The sequence below is a fragment of the Patulibacter ginsengiterrae genome, from assembly GCF_056269115.1.
The window spans coordinates 70,821-89,659 of the sequence record NZ_JBWDOG010000006.1; the positions used below are offsets into that span (position 1 = coordinate 70,821).

At 70.9% G+C, this 18,839-nt stretch carries 14 protein-coding genes and 1 CRISPR repeat array; of the genes, 11 read left to right on the top strand and 3 right to left on the bottom strand.

All coding sequences use genetic code 11. The features are described from left to right. Position 1: 1 nt before the first annotated feature. The 8 genes from csb2 (at position 2) to ACVUH9_RS10720 (ending at position 13,189) form a co-directional block, all read left to right on the top strand. On the top strand, positions 2 to 1,699 hold the full coding sequence (gene csb2 / locus ACVUH9_RS10685) for a type I-G CRISPR-associated protein Csb2 (RefSeq protein ID WP_475756685.1): 1,698 nt from the start codon (positions 2 to 4) through the stop codon (positions 1,697 to 1,699). Further along, the gene (cas3g, locus tag ACVUH9_RS10690) at positions 1,696 to 4,908 is read left to right on the top strand and encodes a type I-G CRISPR-associated helicase/endonuclease Cas3g (RefSeq protein ID WP_475756687.1); all 3,213 of its coding nucleotides are present in this window, start codon (positions 1,696 to 1,698) and stop codon (positions 4,906 to 4,908) included. Before csb2 ends, cas3g begins: the two co-directional genes overlap by 4 nt. Beyond that, positions 4,908 to 5,870: a hypothetical protein gene (locus ACVUH9_RS10695; RefSeq protein ID WP_475756689.1), complete on the top strand. Its 963-nt coding sequence runs from the start codon at positions 4,908 to 4,910 to the stop codon at positions 5,868 to 5,870. The genes cas3g and ACVUH9_RS10695 overlap by 1 nt, the downstream gene beginning before the upstream one ends. A 4-nt stretch (positions 5,871 to 5,874) precedes the next feature. Next, positions 5,875 to 6,231 carry a CRISPR-associated endonuclease Cas2 gene (cas2, locus tag ACVUH9_RS10700; protein ID WP_475756690.1) on the top strand — a complete coding sequence of 119 codons (357 nt, stop codon included), beginning with the start codon at positions 5,875 to 5,877 and terminating at the stop codon, positions 6,229 to 6,231. 969 nt (positions 6,232 to 7,200) lie between these two features. Then, positions 7,201 to 8,312: a CRISPR direct-repeat array (repeat unit 36 nt; unit sequence GTCGAACAGGTCCCATCGGGACCTCTCCGTAGAAGG). Between the two features lie 734 nt (positions 8,313 to 9,046). Further along, entirely contained in the window at positions 9,047 to 10,942 is a 1,896-nt protein-coding gene (locus ACVUH9_RS10705) for an adenine deaminase (RefSeq protein ID WP_475756692.1), read from the top strand. A 29-nt stretch (positions 10,943 to 10,971) separates the two neighbouring features. Further along, positions 10,972 to 11,304 (top strand): hypothetical protein, encoded by a 333-nt coding sequence (locus ACVUH9_RS10710; RefSeq protein WP_475756694.1) that lies wholly within the window; start codon positions 10,972 to 10,974, stop codon positions 11,302 to 11,304. Between the two features lie 45 nt (positions 11,305 to 11,349). Continuing rightward, the gene (locus ACVUH9_RS10715) at positions 11,350 to 12,465 is read left to right on the top strand and encodes a carboxylate-amine ligase (RefSeq protein ID WP_475756696.1); all 1,116 of its coding nucleotides are present in this window, start codon (positions 11,350 to 11,352) and stop codon (positions 12,463 to 12,465) included. Between the two features lie 85 nt (positions 12,466 to 12,550). After that, positions 12,551 to 13,189, top strand: coding sequence for a rhomboid family intramembrane serine protease (locus tag ACVUH9_RS10720; protein ID WP_475756698.1), 639 nt, complete (start codon positions 12,551 to 12,553; stop codon positions 13,187 to 13,189). A 66-nt stretch (positions 13,190 to 13,255) separates the two neighbouring features. Here the strand turns inward: ACVUH9_RS10720 and ACVUH9_RS10725 are convergent, their stop codons facing one another. After that, positions 13,256 to 13,933, bottom strand: coding sequence for an SDR family oxidoreductase (locus tag ACVUH9_RS10725; RefSeq protein WP_475756700.1), 678 nt, complete (start codon positions 13,931 to 13,933; stop codon positions 13,256 to 13,258). A 54-nt stretch (positions 13,934 to 13,987) separates the two neighbouring features. On the opposite strand from ACVUH9_RS10725, the gene ACVUH9_RS10730 reads away from it, so the two are divergent. Continuing rightward, entirely contained in the window at positions 13,988 to 14,800 is an 813-nt protein-coding gene (locus tag ACVUH9_RS10730; protein WP_475756702.1) for a GNAT family N-acetyltransferase, read from the top strand. Between the two features lie 89 nt (positions 14,801 to 14,889). Here the strand turns inward: ACVUH9_RS10730 and ACVUH9_RS10735 are convergent, their stop codons facing one another. Then, positions 14,890 to 15,621, bottom strand: a complete 732-nt coding sequence (locus ACVUH9_RS10735; protein WP_475756704.1) for an enoyl-CoA hydratase/isomerase family protein — start codon at positions 15,619 to 15,621, stop codon at positions 14,890 to 14,892. Positions 15,622 to 15,650: 29 nt separating this feature from the next. Between ACVUH9_RS10735 and ACVUH9_RS10740 the strand changes: the two genes are divergently transcribed. Both ACVUH9_RS10740 and ACVUH9_RS10745 read left to right on the top strand, forming a co-directional pair. Further along, positions 15,651 to 15,923, top strand: coding sequence for a hypothetical protein (locus tag ACVUH9_RS10740; RefSeq protein WP_475756706.1), 273 nt, complete (start codon positions 15,651 to 15,653; stop codon positions 15,921 to 15,923). 120 nt (positions 15,924 to 16,043) lie between these two features. Next, entirely contained in the window at positions 16,044 to 18,026 is a 1,983-nt protein-coding gene (locus ACVUH9_RS10745; protein ID WP_475756708.1) for an SDR family oxidoreductase, read from the top strand. 202 nt (positions 18,027 to 18,228) lie between these two features. Here the strand turns inward: ACVUH9_RS10745 and ACVUH9_RS10750 are convergent, their stop codons facing one another. Then, positions 18,229 to 18,807, bottom strand: coding sequence for a TetR/AcrR family transcriptional regulator (locus tag ACVUH9_RS10750; RefSeq protein WP_475756710.1), 579 nt, complete (start codon positions 18,805 to 18,807; stop codon positions 18,229 to 18,231). Positions 18,808 to 18,839 lie beyond the last annotated feature (32 nt).

Consider the following 18,839-nt stretch of genomic DNA (forward strand, 5'->3'; position numbering starts at 1 on the left):
CGTGTTGCGGGTCGAGGTCCGCTTTCCGCTCGGCGTCTACTACGCGCTCTCGGCGCCGTCATTTGGGCGGCCCGAATGGCCGCCGAGCCCCGTCCGACTGGTGGGCGCGCTGCTCGGTGCCGCCCATGAGACGAGCGTCGTCGATATCGACGCGGCGCGGGCTTTGCTCCAGCGTCTCTGCACCGAGGCTCCACCACTGATCATCGCCCCGGAGATGGCCGACGTCTCAGAGATCTCCGCCCTCCCCGATGCAGGGCGAACCATCGTCGCCGGGCTCCGTGGGCCATCGCGTTGGGCCCCACGCAATCCTGGCGACAGCGAGATCAAGAAAGGTGGTCTTTCGACCCGAAATCTGGGCCGCGAACGCACAGAGGTCCACAAGGGTGGGGTCGCAGTCGGTGACCAGTCGATCGAGTTGCGCTGGCCTAGCTTCGTCCTCAGCGACACCGAGCTGGTCCTCCTCCGTTCCCTCGCCGACGAGGTCACGTTCCTCGGGACCTCCCGTTCGCCGGTGGTCGTGTGCGTGGCGACCGATCCGCTGACCGACGACGATGGCGACCTGTGGGAGCCCGCCGGCTCAGGGCATCGGGGCGACCTCGGCGTTCGTGTCCTCGACGAGGACGTCCTCCGTGCGTTCGACGCTCGCCACGAAGCCCGAAATGGCGGCAGGCAGGCAGCCGAGAACGCAGCAATCGCAGTCGCCAAAGCTGACGAGACGCCGTCGATCGCGGTCGGCCGCACCCGATCGTACGTGCGCCTGTCCCGTCGACGGGCGGCACTCGCTCGAACGCCGTTCGACCCCGCCCACTGGGGCGACATGATCGTCGTCGAACTGGACTCGACCGCGAGCGAACTGCGACCGAAGGCCGCCGCCACCTTCCTGTTGGCCCGCGCCTTCCGGGAAGCACTACTCGGCGCCTACGCGCCGATCGGCGCTCCAGGAGAGGCTCCCCCTGTCCTCCGCGGGCACGGCGACGAACCCCACGCGGCGATCGTCCCGTTGCCGTTCGTCGGCACGATCCCAGTCCGCACGAAACGGTCGCGCGACGCCGTCGGAGAGCGCACCGTCGCCGCAGACGGCATCGTTCGCGGGATAGCAGTGCTGCTCCCGCACGAGGCTCGTCTGCCCGACGTCGCCGAGCAGCGACTCCACGTAGAAGCTGGCCTTCGTCGGTTCGTTCTCGGCGACGACCGCCGTTGGGTCGATCTCCCCGGTGCCGGGCGACTCTTTCTGCGGCTCTCGAACCCGAACCGTCCCGTGTTGATGACCCTGCGCGAAGCGCGCTACCGCGAGCCTTCCAGGGTGTGGCAGACGGTCGTGCCGGTAGTTCACGCACGTCGGCGCACGTCGACCGGTGAGCGCGGTGTCTTCCGCCAGGTTGCGGCCGACTGTCGCCACGTCGGACTTCCGGAACCACTCTCCGTGGAGGTCCTGCGCAACGCGCCGCTAGGCGGAGCACCGGATCGCCTTCTCGCCGACACCGCAATTCCGGCCGCCTGGCGTGGGCCGCTCCAAGGCCCGCGCAGCCATCTGCGGATCACCTTCGACCGCCCAGTCGTCGGCCCTTTGATTCTCGGACGGGCTCGCCATTTCGGAGTCGGACTGTGCGTGCCCGATCACGCGGCGGACAGCGCCATCGATGGGCGCCCTAGCGCCCCGGGCGACGACGGTAGTCACTCGCGAGAGGCGGCGGCGTGATCGACTTCGAGCGGTTCGTCGTCACCGCCCGCGAAGGACGGATTCCCTACCCATGGCAGCTCAAGCTCGCCAAGCAGCTCGCGCGAGAGCAGCAGCCTTCAGCCCCTGAACGGACGACGCCGGAGACCAAAGGGCCAGGTCCCGCGGCACCCCTGACGATCGCCGTCCCCACCGGTAGCGGCAAGACGACCGTCGTCGACGCTCTCGTTTGGGCCTTGGCGACCCAGGCCGAGCGGCTCCCCCGAGATCGCACCATCGGTGTACGGATCGTCTGGGCGATCGACCGCCGTCTGCTCGTCGACGAGGTACACGCCCAGGCGACTGTGCTCGCCGACCAGCTCACCGAGGCGCTCGCAAAGCCGACTCATCCGCTGCACGAGCTAGCCGCCCGTCTCCAACGGCTCAAGACGCCAGTAGAGGCCGGTACGTCCAATCTCGACGCCATCGCCGGCCCGCCACTGGCGGTTACCCGCTGGCGCGGCGGCGTCGCGACCCCCGACCTGGCCAAGCATCCGATGCAGGCCGAGATCATCACCAGCACGGTCGCGCAGATCGGATCGCGACTGTTGTTCCGCGGTTTCGGTCTCGGCGAGCGCTCGCTCCCCCTCGGGGCTGCGCTCGCCGCATGCGACACGACGATCTGCCTCGACGAGGCGCACATCGTCGAGCCGTTTCGACAGACCGCGGCGGCGGTGGTCGCTCGCCAACGCCTCGGACACCCTGCGACGGTCCCGCCGGCGCGTCTGATCGTGCTTTCCGCAACGCCCCGTGTCACGCCCGAAGCCGAAGCTCCAATCACCCTGACGAACGCGGACGGCGTCGCGCTCGGGTTGCGCCTGACTGGCCCCAAGACCGCCACTCTGGTCGAACCGACCGGCGCATCCGATGCTGCCCAGGAGACCGCGCTGCTGGCCGCCATCAGCGAGCATCGCGCACAGGGAGCGATGAGCATCGCCTGCGTCGTGAACAGCGTCCGCACGGCACGCCGGGTCTTCGACCGTCTCGAGGCGCAGACCGACGCCGATCGGATGCTGCTGATCGGCCCGCAACGTCCGGCCGACCGTACCGCGTTGATGAATGCGACCGGGCGGGGCGCGGGGCCGACCCATCGCAAGGTGCTGTTCGACGGTGTTGTACCCCACCGCCCGCTGATCGTGGTGGCCACCCAGGCCTTCGAAGTCGGTCTCGATGCCAGCGTCGAAGCACTGGTGACGCAATCCGCGTCGGCCTCCGCCCTCACCCAGCGGTTCGGGAGGCTCAACCGCGGAGGCGATAGACACGGCAGGGCGACGGTCATCCGCCATCAGGACTTTCCGCTGTACCGCGATGAGGAACCAGACGCGTGGAGCTGGCTGCAAGGCCTCGAGCAGACCGAGGCGGGGATCGACGTCTCCGTAGCGGCACTTCTGCGCAGTTCGCCCCCGGCACCGGATCCCGTTCGAGCGTCTCGCGCTCCTGAGCTGACCGACGCCACCATCGACCTGCTCATCCAGACCTCACCGCGTCCTCATCACCTGGCCGACCCCGACGTTGACGTGTTCCTGCGCGGGATCGATGCAGACCCGGTCAGCGATGTGACGCTCTGCTGGCGGAGCGATCTCTGCCCTGAGGACGAGAGCGAAGGTGCCGATATCTACCGTGATGCGTTGCTGCGGCTCGCGCCGCCGACTCCCGAAGAGCAGCTATCGCTGAGCATCTCAGCCGCACGCAACCTCCTCCGAATCCGACTGGGTGACCTTCCTGCTTCAGCGGCGAGCAGGACGAAACTCGTGTTGGGCGGTAGCGATGTCGAAGGCGATGCGCCGCCGGAACCTCAAGCGCGCGACAACCCGATGGCACCACGGTTCGACGGCATTCCGTTCTTCGTGAGGCGTACCGGGGAGGAGGAACTGCTCCGAGCGCCGCACGCCCGGAGCGGAGCGGGGGGAACGATCACGATCGCTCAGATCCGCCCCGGAGACTTGCTCGTACTGCCGACCACCTTGGGCTGCGTCGATTCGTTCGGGTTGGCCCCCGAGTCGTCGGAAGGAAACGACGTCGCCGCAGACCTCCAGGCCGCTCCAGCCGCCGACGGTCTTTCCGGACCCGTACCGGTCCGCCTCACCCGCGAGGCGCTCGACGGCGCCCTGGCGTCCGTTACCCCGATGCCTGGTCCCCGCGCCCAGCGAATCAGCCGCGTACTTCGGCGAGCGGCGGAGAGCGAAAGCCGGATCGAACGGGCCCAGACCGCAAACGGCCGGCGTGCGGCGATCGACGCCCTGCTGACCGCCTTGGACGGTCATCCAGCCGTCGCTTTGCTCGACGCCCGTGCGGTCGAACTGCGCCGGTTGACCCCCCCGCCGCCGCCCGAGCTGGCTGATCCTATCGACGACCTGGCCGGGTATTTCCTCGACACCGAAGACCAGCGTGTCTCCGTCGATGCCTCCCCCGGCCAGTTGGCGCGTGTTCCCCTGATGTCCGGCGAGGACCGGCCGATGGTCAGCGACGGCTGGGTCCTCATACCCGTCAACCGCGACTCTGGTAGCCGCCGCTTCCGCACCTACCGAGACCGAGTTCGACCCCGAGGGGCTTTGCCCCCGAGCCTGACGGCCCACACCCAAGCGGTCGCGGTCCGCGCCGAATCGTTCGCCCGGGCCGCCGGCCTCTCGGAAGAACTGGTCCGAACGGTGGTCCTCGCCGCCCGCGCCCACGACCACGGCAAAGCCAATCCGCTGATGCAGGCGTACTACCACGGCGGGGCGGCACCGCCACTCGCCGAGCCGATCGCCAAGAGCGTGTTCGGCACCGACGATCGCCGTGCCGACCGAACGGCCCGCAAAGCCTCCGGTCTGCCGGTCGGCTGGCGGCACGAACGCTCATCGGCCGCGATTCTCATTCACGCCCTGGAGCATGGGCGCGTGACCGGTCTGCTCGAAGCTCCGGGAGGCGGAATCGACGTGGAGCTGGTGCTGCATCTGGTGACGTCTCATCACGGCTTCGGCCGCCCGTTCCCCCGGGTTCCTCGTGGGGGAGCCCCACCGCGTCCGTTCCATGTCGATATCGCCGGAGTGGCCGGAACCGCCCGCGGCGACGATCAAGAAGCGTGGGATGACGGTGCGTCGATGCGCCGCTTCGCATGCCTGATCGCGCGCTACGGCGCGTGGACACTCGCCTATCTGGAATCCCTTCTGGTGCTTGCCGACCGGACCGTCTCCGCGGAGGGGCACTGATGAGCTTCGACCTGACGTGGATGCGGCCAGAAGCGCCGTATATGCCGATCGCCACCGTTGGCCTGCTTGCCGCATTGGAGGATGCGGGCGTGCCTGGATCGGCTCTCTGGCGCGACACGAAGCATGGAGAGCGGCTTCACTTGGAAACCGATCGGACGCCCGAGCAGATTGCCGAGGCGATCATCACCGCACCGTGGCCTCGCCCAGACCTGATTCCGTGGCGTGGCCCGCTTGGACAGGCGATCAAGCCGATACTCGCAGCGGCGACGAAACGCGCAGAATCCGGCAACCCGGTTGCCGATCTCCAGCAGCTCCGGCGGGACGTCGATGATCCGACCACCACCGACCCCTCCGGCCAACCGATCAACGCTTCCACACGCGTGGCCAACGGCCGGCTGCTGCGTGCTCTGGTGACGGATGCTGCGCTCGACAACGCCGGAGTGCCGAGCCGTAGCCGGCTACTGCGCGGGGTGAAGGCCGATCTTTCCGGTGTAACCGAGAAGGTCCCGCTAAAGGTGCCTGCGCTCGCCACCGAGTTGACGAAGGGACCCGTTTGGCGCAACGGCAAGTCCGGCCGCGGCCTTGGCCTCGTCCCTGAAGTCCAGACCTTCGGTGGGACCACCGGGCGTACCCCCTCCGATGTCGGAAGTCATTCCGTACTGCTCTACCGCCTGCTCTGGCTCGGGATTCTCGCTCTGCCGCCGGTGGCGGTCGTGCGTCGAGGGCACCGGGTCGTCGGCGGGCCGCTGGTCACCGACCTGGAGGTGCTGTCGTGGCCGACGTGGTCATTCCGCGCAGACCTCACGTGCTTGCGGCAGCTGCTCAGCCTGGCTCAGATCCACGCAGAGGAGCCGGACACCGAGACGCTCGCCGCCCGCGGGATCACCGGCGTGTACCGCGCGCCATCGGTTCCGATCAACAACATGGTCGCCGTCTTCCGGTGGGGAGAGCGCGTCGCGTAACCACATGCGCGGAGCAATCGGCGGCGCGCTCCACGACTGTGACTGCCGGCGAGCCGCTGAGCTGGCTGAGCGGATTCGCTTCCTCGTGACCTACGACATCCGGAACCCGCGGCGCTTGAAGCGGGTGCACGATGTCGTGGGCGATCACGGCGAGCGAATCCAGGACTCCGTCTACGTCTGCGATCTGACGCTCCAGGAGTTGGTCCGCCTGCGCGCCGCCCTCCGCAAGGAGATGCAGCTCGACGAGGATCACGTGGCGATCTTCGACCTCGGCCCGCCGCAGGGTCGTGCGAGCCGACGCGTCGAGTATCTGGGGCGTGCGCCCAAGATCCCGGACGCGGACGAGCCCGCGATCTGGTGATCTGGCGCGGCTCGCGAGGTAGCTCGCACGCGAGCGGTGAGGTCGTGCTCGAACCCCCGGGACCGATCGCGTCGTGTTGTCCCTGCCAATAGCCGCCTTACGCGTCGGCGGCCCCGTCACGTGCCTCGGAGAAGCTCTCCGGACGACGACCCCTCGCGTCGGCGTGCGAATCTCCTGCATATCGGGGCCGTTTTTCGCGAGCCGTCGAACAGGTCTCGGAGAGACCTCTACGTAGAAGCCTGGGCTCGATGAACCAGCTGCGCGCGTCGAGTGAGGTCGAACAGGTCTGAGAGACCTCTGCGTAGAAGCATCCACCCGAGGTCCATCGTGATCCACACGGTCTCGTCGAACAGGTCTCTGAGAGACCTCTGCCGGCGCCGGTAGCCGCCAGTCGAACGGGTCTCTGAGAGAGACCTCTGCGTCGAAGCACCGAGCTGATGTCCGGGACCGAGTGCCGGTCGCTGGTCGAACACGTCCCTCTGCGTGGAAGCGACTTCTCGGCCGCGGACGACGAATCGGACGGACGTACCGAACCGGTTTGAGACCTCGACGTAGAAGCTATGCCTGGGGCCGTGTACATCCGTCGGGCGAGCTTCGTAGCCGAAACCCGGGTTCGCCCCGAACGCGGATGTAGGGTCTGACGAAGCAGACGACCGACTGGGCATGGGCTTTCTGGTGACCTCGACGGAGCGTCTCGTCCGGCGCTCAGCTCGCCGACACTGCTTCTTCGGCACCTCCGCCGGGATGGCACCACGCTCGCCACCTCGAACATGACTCCCCGGCGCATCGCAATGCGAGCGGTGAGGTGGTGCCCGAAACCCCGGGGACCGCTCGCATCGCGAACTCCCTGCAAATCATCAAGTTGTTCGCCGACAGGGCCGCCAGACTGCCCCGAAGCGCCTCGTCGGGCGACGACCTCTCGCGTCTGCGTGCAAACTTCCTGCGTACGGCGGCCGTTCCGAGCGAGCCGTCGAACAGGTCCCATCGGGACCTCTCCGTAGAAGGGCGCAGGCAGTACTTGTCGACGAGGTAGGCGAGCTGTCGAACAGGTCCCATCGGGACCTCTCCGTAGAAGGTCGGTCCGTCCAAGGTGCCCAAGTGGCCGGAGACGGCGTCGAACAGGTCCCATCGGGACCTCTCCGTAGAAGGGACTACACCGACAGCGCCGCCGTCCGCCGGATCTGGTCGAACAGGTCCCATCGGAACCTCTCCGTAGAAGGCGCGTGCCTTCCAGTCCATGCGAATCGGCGAGGTGTCGAACAGGTCCCATCGGGACCTCTCCGTAGAAGGTGGTTCGACGCGATCGACTTCAAGGTGCGGCACTTGTCGAACAGGTCCCATCGGGACCTCTCCGTAGAAGGAGCTTGTTGCCGTCCTCGTCGACCGGCGACTGCGAGTCGAACAGGTCCCATCGGGACCTCTCCGTAGAAGGGAGCAGCAGACCACGCCTCAGCGTCGTGGCGCGGACTGTCGAACAGGTCCCATCGGGACCTCTCCGTAGAAGGCGTTCGCTTTGGCTGGGCACGGATGCATCCGCGTGTGTCGAACAGGTCCCATCGGGACCTCTCCGTAGAAGGCGAACCCGGACGAAGGGGGGCGGCCGTGGGTTCTCGTCGAACAGGTCCCATCGGGACCTCTCCGTAGAAGGATCGAGGCAGGTGCCGGCGAGGACCAGATTCGGCGGGTCGAACAGGTCCCATCGGGACCTCTCCGTAGAAGGATCTGGAACTGCGGCACGGGTGCCGTCAGCACAGCGTCGAACAGGTCCCACCGGGACCTCTCCGTAGAAGGCTCGCCAGGCTGACGGCGCTGTCCACCGCCACCCGCGCGTCAAACAGGTCCCATCGGGACCTCTCCGTAGAAGGTGTTGCGCGGGTGGTGCCGCCGCCGGCTATGCCGCCGTCGAACAGGTCCCATCGGGACCTCTCCGTAGAAGGGCGCTCGGCTCCAAGGTGCCGCTCTCGAACCTCGGGCGTCGAACAGGTCCCATCGGGACCTCTCCGTAGAAGGAGCTCGGGTTCGTCGCTCAGGCTGAGCGTGGCGCGGTCGAACAGGTCCCATCGGGACCTCTCCGCAGAAGAAGGACCAATTCCGCGGCAATAGCAACGTCACCCAGTTCCCCGTCCGCGTTCTGTTCGAGGTTGACCACCGCCTAGGTGGCAAACCTCAACGAGAACGCAGTGCCTGGGCCCCGCCCCGGACTTGGCCTGCCCGGCACCGTCTCCCAGCCCGCCCCGCCCAGCTCGTTCCGGCGGCCGCACTAGCCCGCGCCCCGCTGCGTCCACGCCCGACCGCCGGCCCGCCCACCGTTCGACCCCGGCTCGCGACCCCGGTCCTCCTCGCCCAACCGACCCTGCGCCCCGCCTTTCCGGAGTCATTTCGCGTCGCGCCACGATTCTGGGGTCATCTCGCGTCGCCTATCGACGCGAAATGACCCCGGTCGCCGAAGCCCGACGCGAAATGACTCCGCCGCGTACGGCCTTGCCGCCCCCGCCCCTCTCCGCCGCTCCCGGCCCTCTCCGCCGCACCCGCCCCGGCTCCCCGGCCTCGCCCACGTCGAGCCCCCCCCCGCCCGACCACCTGCCCGCCAGACCTCCGGCGCGTACCGCCTTGCCGCCGCACCCGCCCGCCGCACCCGCCCGGGTCGCCCGACCAGCCGCCCGGCCCCCGCACCCCGACCCCTTCGACGCCAGCCCCGACGCCAGCCTGGCCAGCCCGCCGCCCTCCCGACCCGCCCAGCCCGCCCAGCCGCCCGCCGCACCCCGACGCCAGCTCTCCCCGCCACCCCTCCACCCCGACCTGAAATCCTCAACCCATGCCCTCCCCCTCGCCCCGCCTGCTCGCCGTCGCCCGCGGAGCGGCGACGCCGGATCTGGTGATCCGGGGGGCCAAGGTCTTCGGCTCGTTCACGAAGGAGTGGCTCGAGCTGGACGTGGCGGTCGTCGAGGGCGTGATCGCCGGGTTCGAACCGCTGGTCGACGACGCGACGCCGGTGATCGATGGCCGCGGGAAGTTCTTGATCCCCGGGCTGATCGACGCGCACATGCACATCGAATCCTCGAAGCTGCTGCCGGTCGAGCTGGCGCGGGTGGTGGTGCCGCTGGGGACCACCACGATCGTCGTCGACCCCCACGAGATCGCCGGCGTGCTCGGCGCCGACGGGGTCCGCTGGCTGCTCGACGCCTGTGACGGGCTCCCGCTCTCGGTCCACGCGATGGCGCCCTCGACCGTCCCCGCCAGCCCGCTCGAGTCCCCGCGCGAGGCCCTCGACGCCGAGGCCCTCCGCGGGCTGCTCCAGCACCCGCGCGTGCGGGGGATCGGCGAGATGATGAACGCGCCCGGCGTCGCCCACGGCGACGCGCACTCGCTCGCCACGCTCGCGCTGGTCGACGAGGCCGCGAAGGTCGACGGGCACGCTCCGGGCGTCACCGGCGCGATGCTCGACGCCTACCTCGCCGCCGGCGTCTCCACCGACCACGAGGCCACCACCCTTGCCGAGGCCCTGGAGAAGCGCCGCAAGGGCGCGTGGGTCCTGCTGCGCGAGGCGACCAACGCCCGCAACCTCCGTGACCTGCTGCCGCTCGTCCGCGAGCACGGCCCCGAGCACTGCGCCTTCTGCACCGACGACCGCGAGCCGGGCACCCTGCTGGACGAGGGCCACATCGACCAGATGTGCCGGATCGCCGTCGAGGAGGGGATCAGCCCCGAAGACACGATCCTGCTCGCGACCCTCCACGCCGCCCGCTGCCACGGCCTCGACCGGGTCGGCGCGATCGCTCCCGGCTGGGCCGCCGACCTGCTGCTGCTCGACGACCTGACGAGCTTCCGCCCCTCGACCGTGATCCAGGCCGGACGGGTCGTCGCCCGCGACGGCCGCCCGGTCGCGGAGGGCGATCACGCCGCCGCGTCCCCGTCCGCCATCGCCTCCCCCGCCCCGCCGTCGTCAACCGCCACGAGCACGGCCGGCTCTTCGGCCTCCACCGCGCCCCCGTCCACCACGCCTCCCGGGACGCCTACCGGGTCCGGTGCGATCTGGCCCCGCACGCCGTTCGCCACCAACGCCAACCCGACGCCGGCCTGGGTCCGCGACACGGTCAACGTCGCGCCCGTCACCGCAAGCAGCTTCGCGCTCGCCGCGCCGGGCGGCCGGGTCCGCGTGATCCGCGCGATCCCCGACCAGCTGCTGACCTCCGAGGAGGTCGTCGAGCCGCGCGTCGCGGGCGGCCTGGTCCTCGCCGACCCCGACCGCGACCTGGCCAAGATCGCCGTGATCGAGCGCCATCACGCGACCGGCCGGATCGGGCTCGGGCTGGTGACCGGCTTCGGGCTGCGCTCGGGCGCGTTCGCGGGGACGGTCTCCCACGACGCCCACAACGTGATCGCCGTCGGCACCCGCGACGAGGACCTGCTGGCCTGCGTCGAGCGCCTGCGCGAGCTCGGCGGCGGGCTGGTCGTCTGCGACGAGGGCCGCGTGATCGCCGAGCTGCCGCTGCCCGTCGCCGGGCTGCTCTCCGACCGCTCCGCCCGTGACGTCCACATCGAGCAGGAGCGGCTCGACGCGTCGCTGGTCGCCCGCGGCGTCCACCTGCCGTCGCCGTTCATGGCCCTCAGCTTCCTCGGCCTCTCGGTGATCCCGGACCTCAAGATCACCGACCACGGGCTGGTCGACGCCGCGCGGCTCCAGCCGGTCAGCTTCGGCGTCGACGGCTGAGGCGCCGCGGTCCGTGGCAGACTGCTCGCGTGCTCGTCCTACGCCGCGTCGGAATGGTCGTGATCGGTGCCTACTTCGGCGCGTTCCTGGCCGCGACGATCGCCCGCATCGCCGGACTCGACAACCCCTGGGTCCCACTGGTCGCCCTGATCGGCCTCGGGATCGGCGGGATGCTGAGCGTCGACGGCACCCGCGAGTTGCAGGAGTGGGCCCCGGACGACCGGCGCCGGATCACCCTCACCCTCGGCGTCCTCGCCGCGGTGATCCTGATGCTGTTCGGGCTGCTACTGCCCGATCCGTGGCGGACGATCGTCCCGCTGCTGGTGCTCGGCGGCGCGGTCCTCGCGCTCCGCCGGATCTGAGCCGATCGGTCCCACCCCGCCCCTCGCTTGTCTAGGGTCGGCGCCATGGAGCACGGCTTCCGCCCGGCCCCCGGCCGCACCCCGTTCTCGATCGGAATCGAGGAGGAGCTGATGATCGTCGACGCCGAGAGCTACGACCTCGTCAGCGCGATCGAGTCCCTGGTCGGTGATGCGCCCGTCGGGGAGGTGAAGCCGGAGCTGATGGAGTCGGTGCTGGAGATCGCCACCGAGCCGACCCCGAACACCCGGGTCGTCGGCGACCAGCTGCGGCAGTTGCGGGCGCACGTCGCCGCCCGCGCCGCCGAGCACGGGCTGGCGATCGGCTCGGCCGGCACCCACCCGTTCGGGCTCTGGGAGGACCAGCGGATCGCCCCGCACGACCGCTACCGCGATCTCGTCCGCGAGCTGCGGTTCGTCGCCCGCCAGGAGCTGCTGTTCGGCCTCCACGTGCACGTCGGGATCGACGATCCCGACCAGGCGATCCACGTCGCCGACGGACTCCGGGTGCACCTGCCGATCCTGCTCGCGCTGAGCGCCAACTCACCGTTCTGGCGCGGCGACCGCACCGGGCTGATGTCGACCCGGACGTCGATCTTCCGCGCCTTCCCGCGCGTCGGCGTGCCGTTCGCCTACGGCAGCTGGGACCGCTACGAGCGCGAGATCGAGTTCATGATGCGCTCGGGCGTGATGAGCGACCCGACCTACGTCTGGCACGACGTCCGCCCGCAGCCGAAGTTCGGCACCGTCGAGGTCCGCGTCTGCGACGGCCAGACCCGGCTCGACCACACCCTCGCGCTCGCGGCCCTGATCCAGGCGATGGCCCACGAGCTGGCCGCCCACTACGACGCCGGCGAGCCGCTCGGCGACTACCCGTGGCAGATGCTCGACGAGAACAAGTACCTCGCCGCGATCCACGGCCTTGACGGCGAGCTGGTCGACCTGCCCTCCAGCGACCGCGTCAGCACCCGCAAGCTGGCCGAGCGGCTGGTCGAGCGGCTCCGCCCCCACGCCGAGCAGCTCGGCTCCGCGGACGCGCTCGAGGGGATCTCCGACATCCTCGCCCGCGGCACCGGCGGCGACCGTCAGGTGCTGGTCTACGACACCAACCACGACGTCCGCGAGGTCACCGCCGAGATCGTCGCCAACACCACCACCGAGTGACGGTCGGCGGGCCTTCGCCGACGGCCACCGAGGCCGATCGTCCGGTGGGATGGCGCGCCGCCGCTCGATGCGCGATCGTTCAGGCATGAGCACGCAAGAGGGTTCTCGTCGGCGGATCGTCCTCCAGGGTGCGCAACGCGACCAACGGGCCGCCGGCGTGATGCTCGTCGCCGCGATGGTCGCGGTGATGTGGGTCGTCGAGATCATCAACGCGCTGAGCAGCGACAGCCTCGAGCAGTTCGGGATCATCCCGCGGCAGGTCAGCGGGCTCGACGGGGTCGTCTTCAGCCCGTTCCTGCACGCCAACTTCAGCCACCTGCTCTCCAACACCGTCCCGTTCCTGCTCCTCGGAGCGGTGATCGCCCTCAACGGCGCCAAGCGGGTGCTCTGGGTGACGTTGATCGTCGGTCTGATCGGCGGCCTCGGGACCTGGCTGACGGCGCCGAGCCACAGCCTCACCGTCGGTGCCAGCGGCCTCGTCTTCGGCTACGCCGCGTACCTGCTCGCCCGCGGCATCTTCAGCCGGCGCCTGCTCGAGCTGGCCGTCGGGATCGCGGTCGGCGTGATCTGGGGCGGCGCGCTGCTCTGGAGCCTGATCCCGCGCGACGGCGTCTCCTGGCAGGCGCACCTGTTCGGCGCGATCGGCGGCATCGTCGCGGCCTGGCTGCTCACGCCCGACCGCAACAAGCAGGCGGAGAAGACCGCCACCCCCGCCGGCTTCTAGCCGCTGCGGTGGCCGCCCGCCTCGGCGCGGAGGCGGCCACCACCCGGCCCGGGCGCGGCGTCCGGGTCAGCCCGCCTGCTCGTCGCGCGGGTCGGCGGTCAGGGCCGCCTCCAGCGCCTGCTCGAGCGGCGGCCCATCGCCGAGCACGGCCAGGATCCGGCCCGCCGCCCGGTGGTCGTGGAGGACCGCGGCGAGCACCGCCGCGACGTCCCCGCGGGTGACCTCCTCGTGCGGCAGCCGCCGCGCGATCCGGACCCGGCCGGTCGCGGGCGCGTCGGTCAGGAGGCCGGGCCGCACCACCGTCCACTGGCGGTCGCTGTCGACCACCGCGCGGTCGGCGTCGGCCTTGGCCCGCAGGTAGACGCTGAAGTCGTCGTCGCCCGCGGGCGGGTCGTCGGTCCCCATCGAGCTGACGATCACGAAGCCCGGGACCCCCGCCGCGACCGCCGCGTCGAGCAGCAGGATCGCGCCGTCGCGGTCCATCGTCGCCTTGCGGGTCGGGCCGCTGCCCGGCCCCGCCCCGGCCGCGAAGACGACCGCGTCGGCGCCCTCGATCGCGAGTGAGACGTCGGTCAGGGCCGCCTGCTCGAGGTCGCAGAGAACCGGGTCGACCCCGTCGGCGCGCAGGTCCTCGACGTGGTCGGGGTTGCGGACCAGGCCCCGGACGGTGTCCCCGCGGGCGACGAGCAGTCGCGACAGCATCCGGGCGATCTGACCGTGGGCCCCGGCGATGGCGATGTCCATGGCTCCACGCTAGCGCGGGGCCGTACGCGGTCTGGCTCGACTAGCGTCTACGGGGTGCAGCCCGGCGGCCCCCGTAGCGACGAGTGGTGGTGCGAGCTGACCGTCGGCCACGCCGCAGGGGCGGCCCGCAAGCGTGCCACCGAGCACCGCCGGACCGCCTTCGGCTGGATGCTGACGACTCCCGCCGCGGCGCTGGTCTGGGCGGTCAACCGCGCGCAGGTGGTGCCCGGCGCCGGGGGCCTCGACCAGATCGAGGTCGTGACGGCGATCGAGGCCGCCCACGACGCCGCCGGCCTGACCCACCGCGCGGTCGACATCCGCTCGCGCGGGGACGCCAAGCGCCTCGCCCCCGCGCTCCGCGCCGCCGGCTACGCGGTCGCCGAGCTCGAGGTGCTGGCCGTCGATCCGCAGCAGCTGCTCGACCGGACCGCCGACGCGGCCGACACGGGCATCGGCGTGACGACGACCGCGACCGCCAGCGACTGCGTCGCCGTCGAGCGCACCGCGAGCGGCAACGGCCCGCCCGCCGAGCAGGAGCAGATCGCCCACCAGTGGGTGCTCGCACCCGGCGTCGACGTCGCCCACGTGCTCGCGCGTGACGCGGCCGGCACGCCGGTCGGGACCGCCGCCGTCCACCTCGCCAACCTGCACCTGGAGATCGACGACCTGCTGACGGTCGAGGACCGGCGGCGAGCCGGCGTCGGGACCGCGGTCCTGCGGGCCGTCGCCGAGCTGGCCATCGCCCGCGACGTCGGCCGGATCACGCTGCTCACCGACCCGCGCGGTGCCGCGGCCCAGTGGTACCGCCGCCGCGGATTCACGCCGATCGGCCGGACCACCCAGGCGATCCGGCCGCAGGCGCTCTAGGTCCGCGCGGCCCGACGTCGAGGTTCCGCCCCGCCCGGCGCCCGCCGTCTGGGGCGGCTCCCGCACCCGGAGCAGGCTCCGGGCCCGCCTCAGCGCTCGCGCATCCCGCCCTGGGGCAGCCCCTGCCCGTACCGCTGCCAGTCCAGCAGCGTGACGTTCTCGCGCGCCGTGCGGCCCGCCAGGTCCTCGTAGTCCCGGAACATCGACTTCAGCCGCCGCATGCCCTCGCCCGGACGGCCGGCCAGCTCGACGGCCAGCTCGATCGCCGCGGCCTCGGCCTCGTCGGTGCCGACGACCCGCTCGGCGAGCCCGATCCGGCCCGCCTCCTCGGCGCCGACGACCCGGCCGCTGTAGATCAGGTCCTTGGCCCGCGAGAGCCCGACCAGCGGGACCAGCCGCGCCGGCCCGACCGGGACGCCGAGCTTGGCGCCGGCCCAGGCCAGCTTCAGGTTCTCCCCCGCGACCCGCAGGTCGCAGGCCGCCGCCAGCTCGGCCCCGGCGCCGACGACGTTGCCGACGCAGACCGCGATCGTCGGCACCGGCAGGTCGACGACCGCCTGGTACATCCGGGCGAACCGCTCCATCCGCGCGATCCCGCCGGCCGCGTCGAGCTCCTCGGCGACGTCGGCGCCGGCGCACAGCGCGCGGGTCGAGGTGGTCGAGAAGACCACCGTCCGCAGGCCTGGATCGGCGGCTAGCTCGGCCAGCGCGACGAGCAGCTCGTCGAGGGTCGTGGTGTCCATCGCGTTGCGCCGTTCGGGGCGGTCGAGACGCACGACCTCGACCCCTTCGGCGGCGCGCGTTCGTTCGAGTCCGGTCATCGCCGCCAGGTTCTATACGATCCAGGCCTATGCGCCGCCTGTTCGTCCTGCTCGCGACCACGTTCGCGATGCTCTCGGTCACCGCTGCAACCGCCTCGGCCAAGATCGACAGCGGTCAAGGCACCCTCGGGGAGAACAACGACCTCATGGTCACGTTGTTCGGTTTTGCCGTGATCATCTGCATCCCCGCCTTCGCGCTGCTGATGTCGCTGCTCCAGTGGCGCCTCGACAAGCGCAAGTACGCCAAGCAGGCCGCCGTCAAGGCCCGCGCCGCGACGAGCGATCGTCGCCTCGGCTGGTAGCACCCGCCCCGCCCGGGGAACGGCGGCCGGTTCGTCCCGGCCCCTTCCCCCACCCTCCTCCGTCGAGTACGCTCGGCCCGATCGCGTGTGGACACGCACGTTCTTCGATGGAGGAAGCACATGGCCTACCTGGTCACCGGGGCAACGGGGTTCATCGGTCGGCATCTCGTCGCGACGCTGCTCGAAGAGCGCGAGGGCGACATCCACATCATCGTCCGTGACGGTTCGCTGCCAAAGCTCGAGCGACTCATCGCCGGTTGGCCAGACGGTGCCGCCGAACGGGTGAAGGTCGTCGTCGGCGACCTCGAGGCCCCGGCGCTCGGCGTCGACCCCCGTTGGATCGACCAGCAGCGCGGGCAGATCGACCACCTCTTCCACCTCGCGGCGATCTACGACATGACCGCCGACGAGGAGCGCAACCAGACGCTCAACGTCGAGGGCACCCGTCACGCCGTCGAGCTGGCCAACGTGCTCGAGGCCGGCTGCCTCCACCACGTCTCCTCGGTCGCGGTCGCCGGCAACTTCGAGGGCGTCTTCCGCGAGGACATGTTCGACGAGGGCCAGCCGCTGCCGTCCCCGTACCACCGGACCAAGTTCGAGTCGGAGCGGATCGCCCGCGGCGAGACGCTCGTCCCGTGGCGGATCTACCGGCCCTCGATCGTCGTCGGCCACTCCGAGACCGGGGTGATGGACAAGATCGACGGCCCGTACTACACGTTCGGCCTGATCAAGCAGATGCGGAAGCTCCCCTCGTGGATCCCGCTGATGGCCCCCGACCTCGGCTCGACCAACATGGTCCCGGTCGACTACGTCGTCCGGGCGATGGACCACATCGCCCACCAGCCGGACCTCAACCAGCAGGCGTTCCACCTGACCGCGCCGCGCCCGCAGCCGCTGGTCGACGTGATCAACGCCGTCGCCCGCGCCGCCCGCGCCCCGCGGCTGTCGCTGCGCCCGCCGGGGATGCCCGCGGTCAACATCCACAAGGGCCCGCTGGCGAAGCTGCTCAACGCGGACGGGCTCGCGCCGCTGCGCCGGATCCTGCTCTCCCCGACCGGGATCCCGGACGAGGTCCTCCCGCACATGTCGTTCGCGCCGGTCTTCGACGCGCGCCGCGCCGAGCAGGCGCTGGTCGGCAGCCCGATCGTCGTCCCCCGCGTGCGCGACTACGCCGCGACGCTCTGGGACTTCTGGGAGCGCAACCTCGACCCCGCGCTCCACAACGACACCCGTCTGCGCGAGGCGGTCGTCGGCCGCACCGTCCTGATCACCGGCGCCTCGTCGGGGATCGGCGAGGCGACCGCGTTGAAGGTCGCGCTCTCCGGCGGGACCCCGCTGCTGGTCGCCCGGACCCGCTCGAAGCTCGAGGCGCTGAAGCGCCAGATCGAGGCCCACGGCGGGACGGCCTACGTCTACCCGTGCGACCTCAACGACCTCGAGGCGATCGACGAGCTGGCCAAGACGGTCACCCGCGAGCACCGGGTCGACGTCGTGATCAACAACGCCGGCCGCTCGATCCGCCGCTCGCTGAAGCTCAGCCTCAACCGCTTCCACGACTTCGAGCGGACGATGCAGCTCAACTACTACGGCGCGATCCGCCTGGTGATGGGCGTCGTGCCGCACATGGTCGAGCACGGCGGCGGCCACGTCGTGAACATCAGCTCGATCGGGGCCCAGACCTGGCCGCCGCGGTTCAGCGCCTACGTCGCCAGCAAGTCGGCGCTCGACGCCTGGACGCGGATCGTCGCCTCCGAGCTGCTCGGGGCCAAGGTCACGTTCACGACGATCCACATGCCGCTGGTGCGGACGCCGATGATCGCGCCGACCAAGCTCTACGACAAGATGCCGACGATCACCCCGGTCGAGGCCGCGGACCTGATCGCCGACGCGATCGTCGACCACCCGAAGCAGATCAACACCCTGCTCGGCACCAGCGGCGAGGTCCTCTACGCCGTCGCGCCGCGGATCAGCGACGTGATCCTGAACATGGGCTACCGGGTCTTCCCGGACTCGGCCGCGGCCCGCGGAACCGAGAACCCCGACGAGCGCGCCGGGGTCGAGATGCGGGTGCTCGCCGCCCTCACCCGCGGGATGCACTGGTAGCAGCACGGGACGCGGCGTCCGTCGGTCGACGGACGCTGCGGGCACGGCTTCGAGGGACAGGACGCGGGAGCTCGGCTCCGACCGCGTCCTGGTGCGGGCCCGACGTCGCGCGTCAGGGCCCGGGTGCGGGATCCGCCCTCGTCGAGGCCCGGGTCCCGCAGGTTCCGGGGGCCGCTAGCCGACCCCCGAGACCGACCGCCGCTCAGGCCTGGTCGGCGGCGTGGCTCTCGAGGCCGCTGATCAGGAGCTGGATGCTCCCGCGCAGCAGGTCCTCGGCCTCGCGGTCGCCGAGGTCCTCACGGCCGCTGCGCATGCTCGGCGGCGCCTCGTCGCCGTCCGCGGCGACCTCGTCGAGCGCGCGCATCGTCTCGGACCACTCGGCCGACAGCCGGGTCGCGCCGTGCAGCAGCCAGACCACCGACGGGGCGAAGCTGGCGCGCAGGTCGTACTCGATGCCGGCCGCGACCAGCGGCGCGCTGAGCGCGTCGATCCAGCGGGCGATGCCCGGGCGGCTGAGCGCGCGACCGTGGAGGTTGTCGGCCAGGCCGGGAACCTCGAGGAAGATCTGGTAGCTGCGGATCGTCAGGGCTTCGACCTGCTCGCCCCAGGTCTCGCCGACGGTGTCGAGCGGGATCGAGGAGACGACCTCCTCCAGCACGTCGTCGACGAGAGTTTCCTTGCCCGCGACGTGACGGTAGGCCGCCATCGTCGAGACGCCGAGCTCGTCGGCGAGCCGCCGCATCGAGAGCGCGTCGAGGCCATCACGGCGCGCGATAGTCATCGCAGCCTCGACGACGACCGGGCGACTCAGTC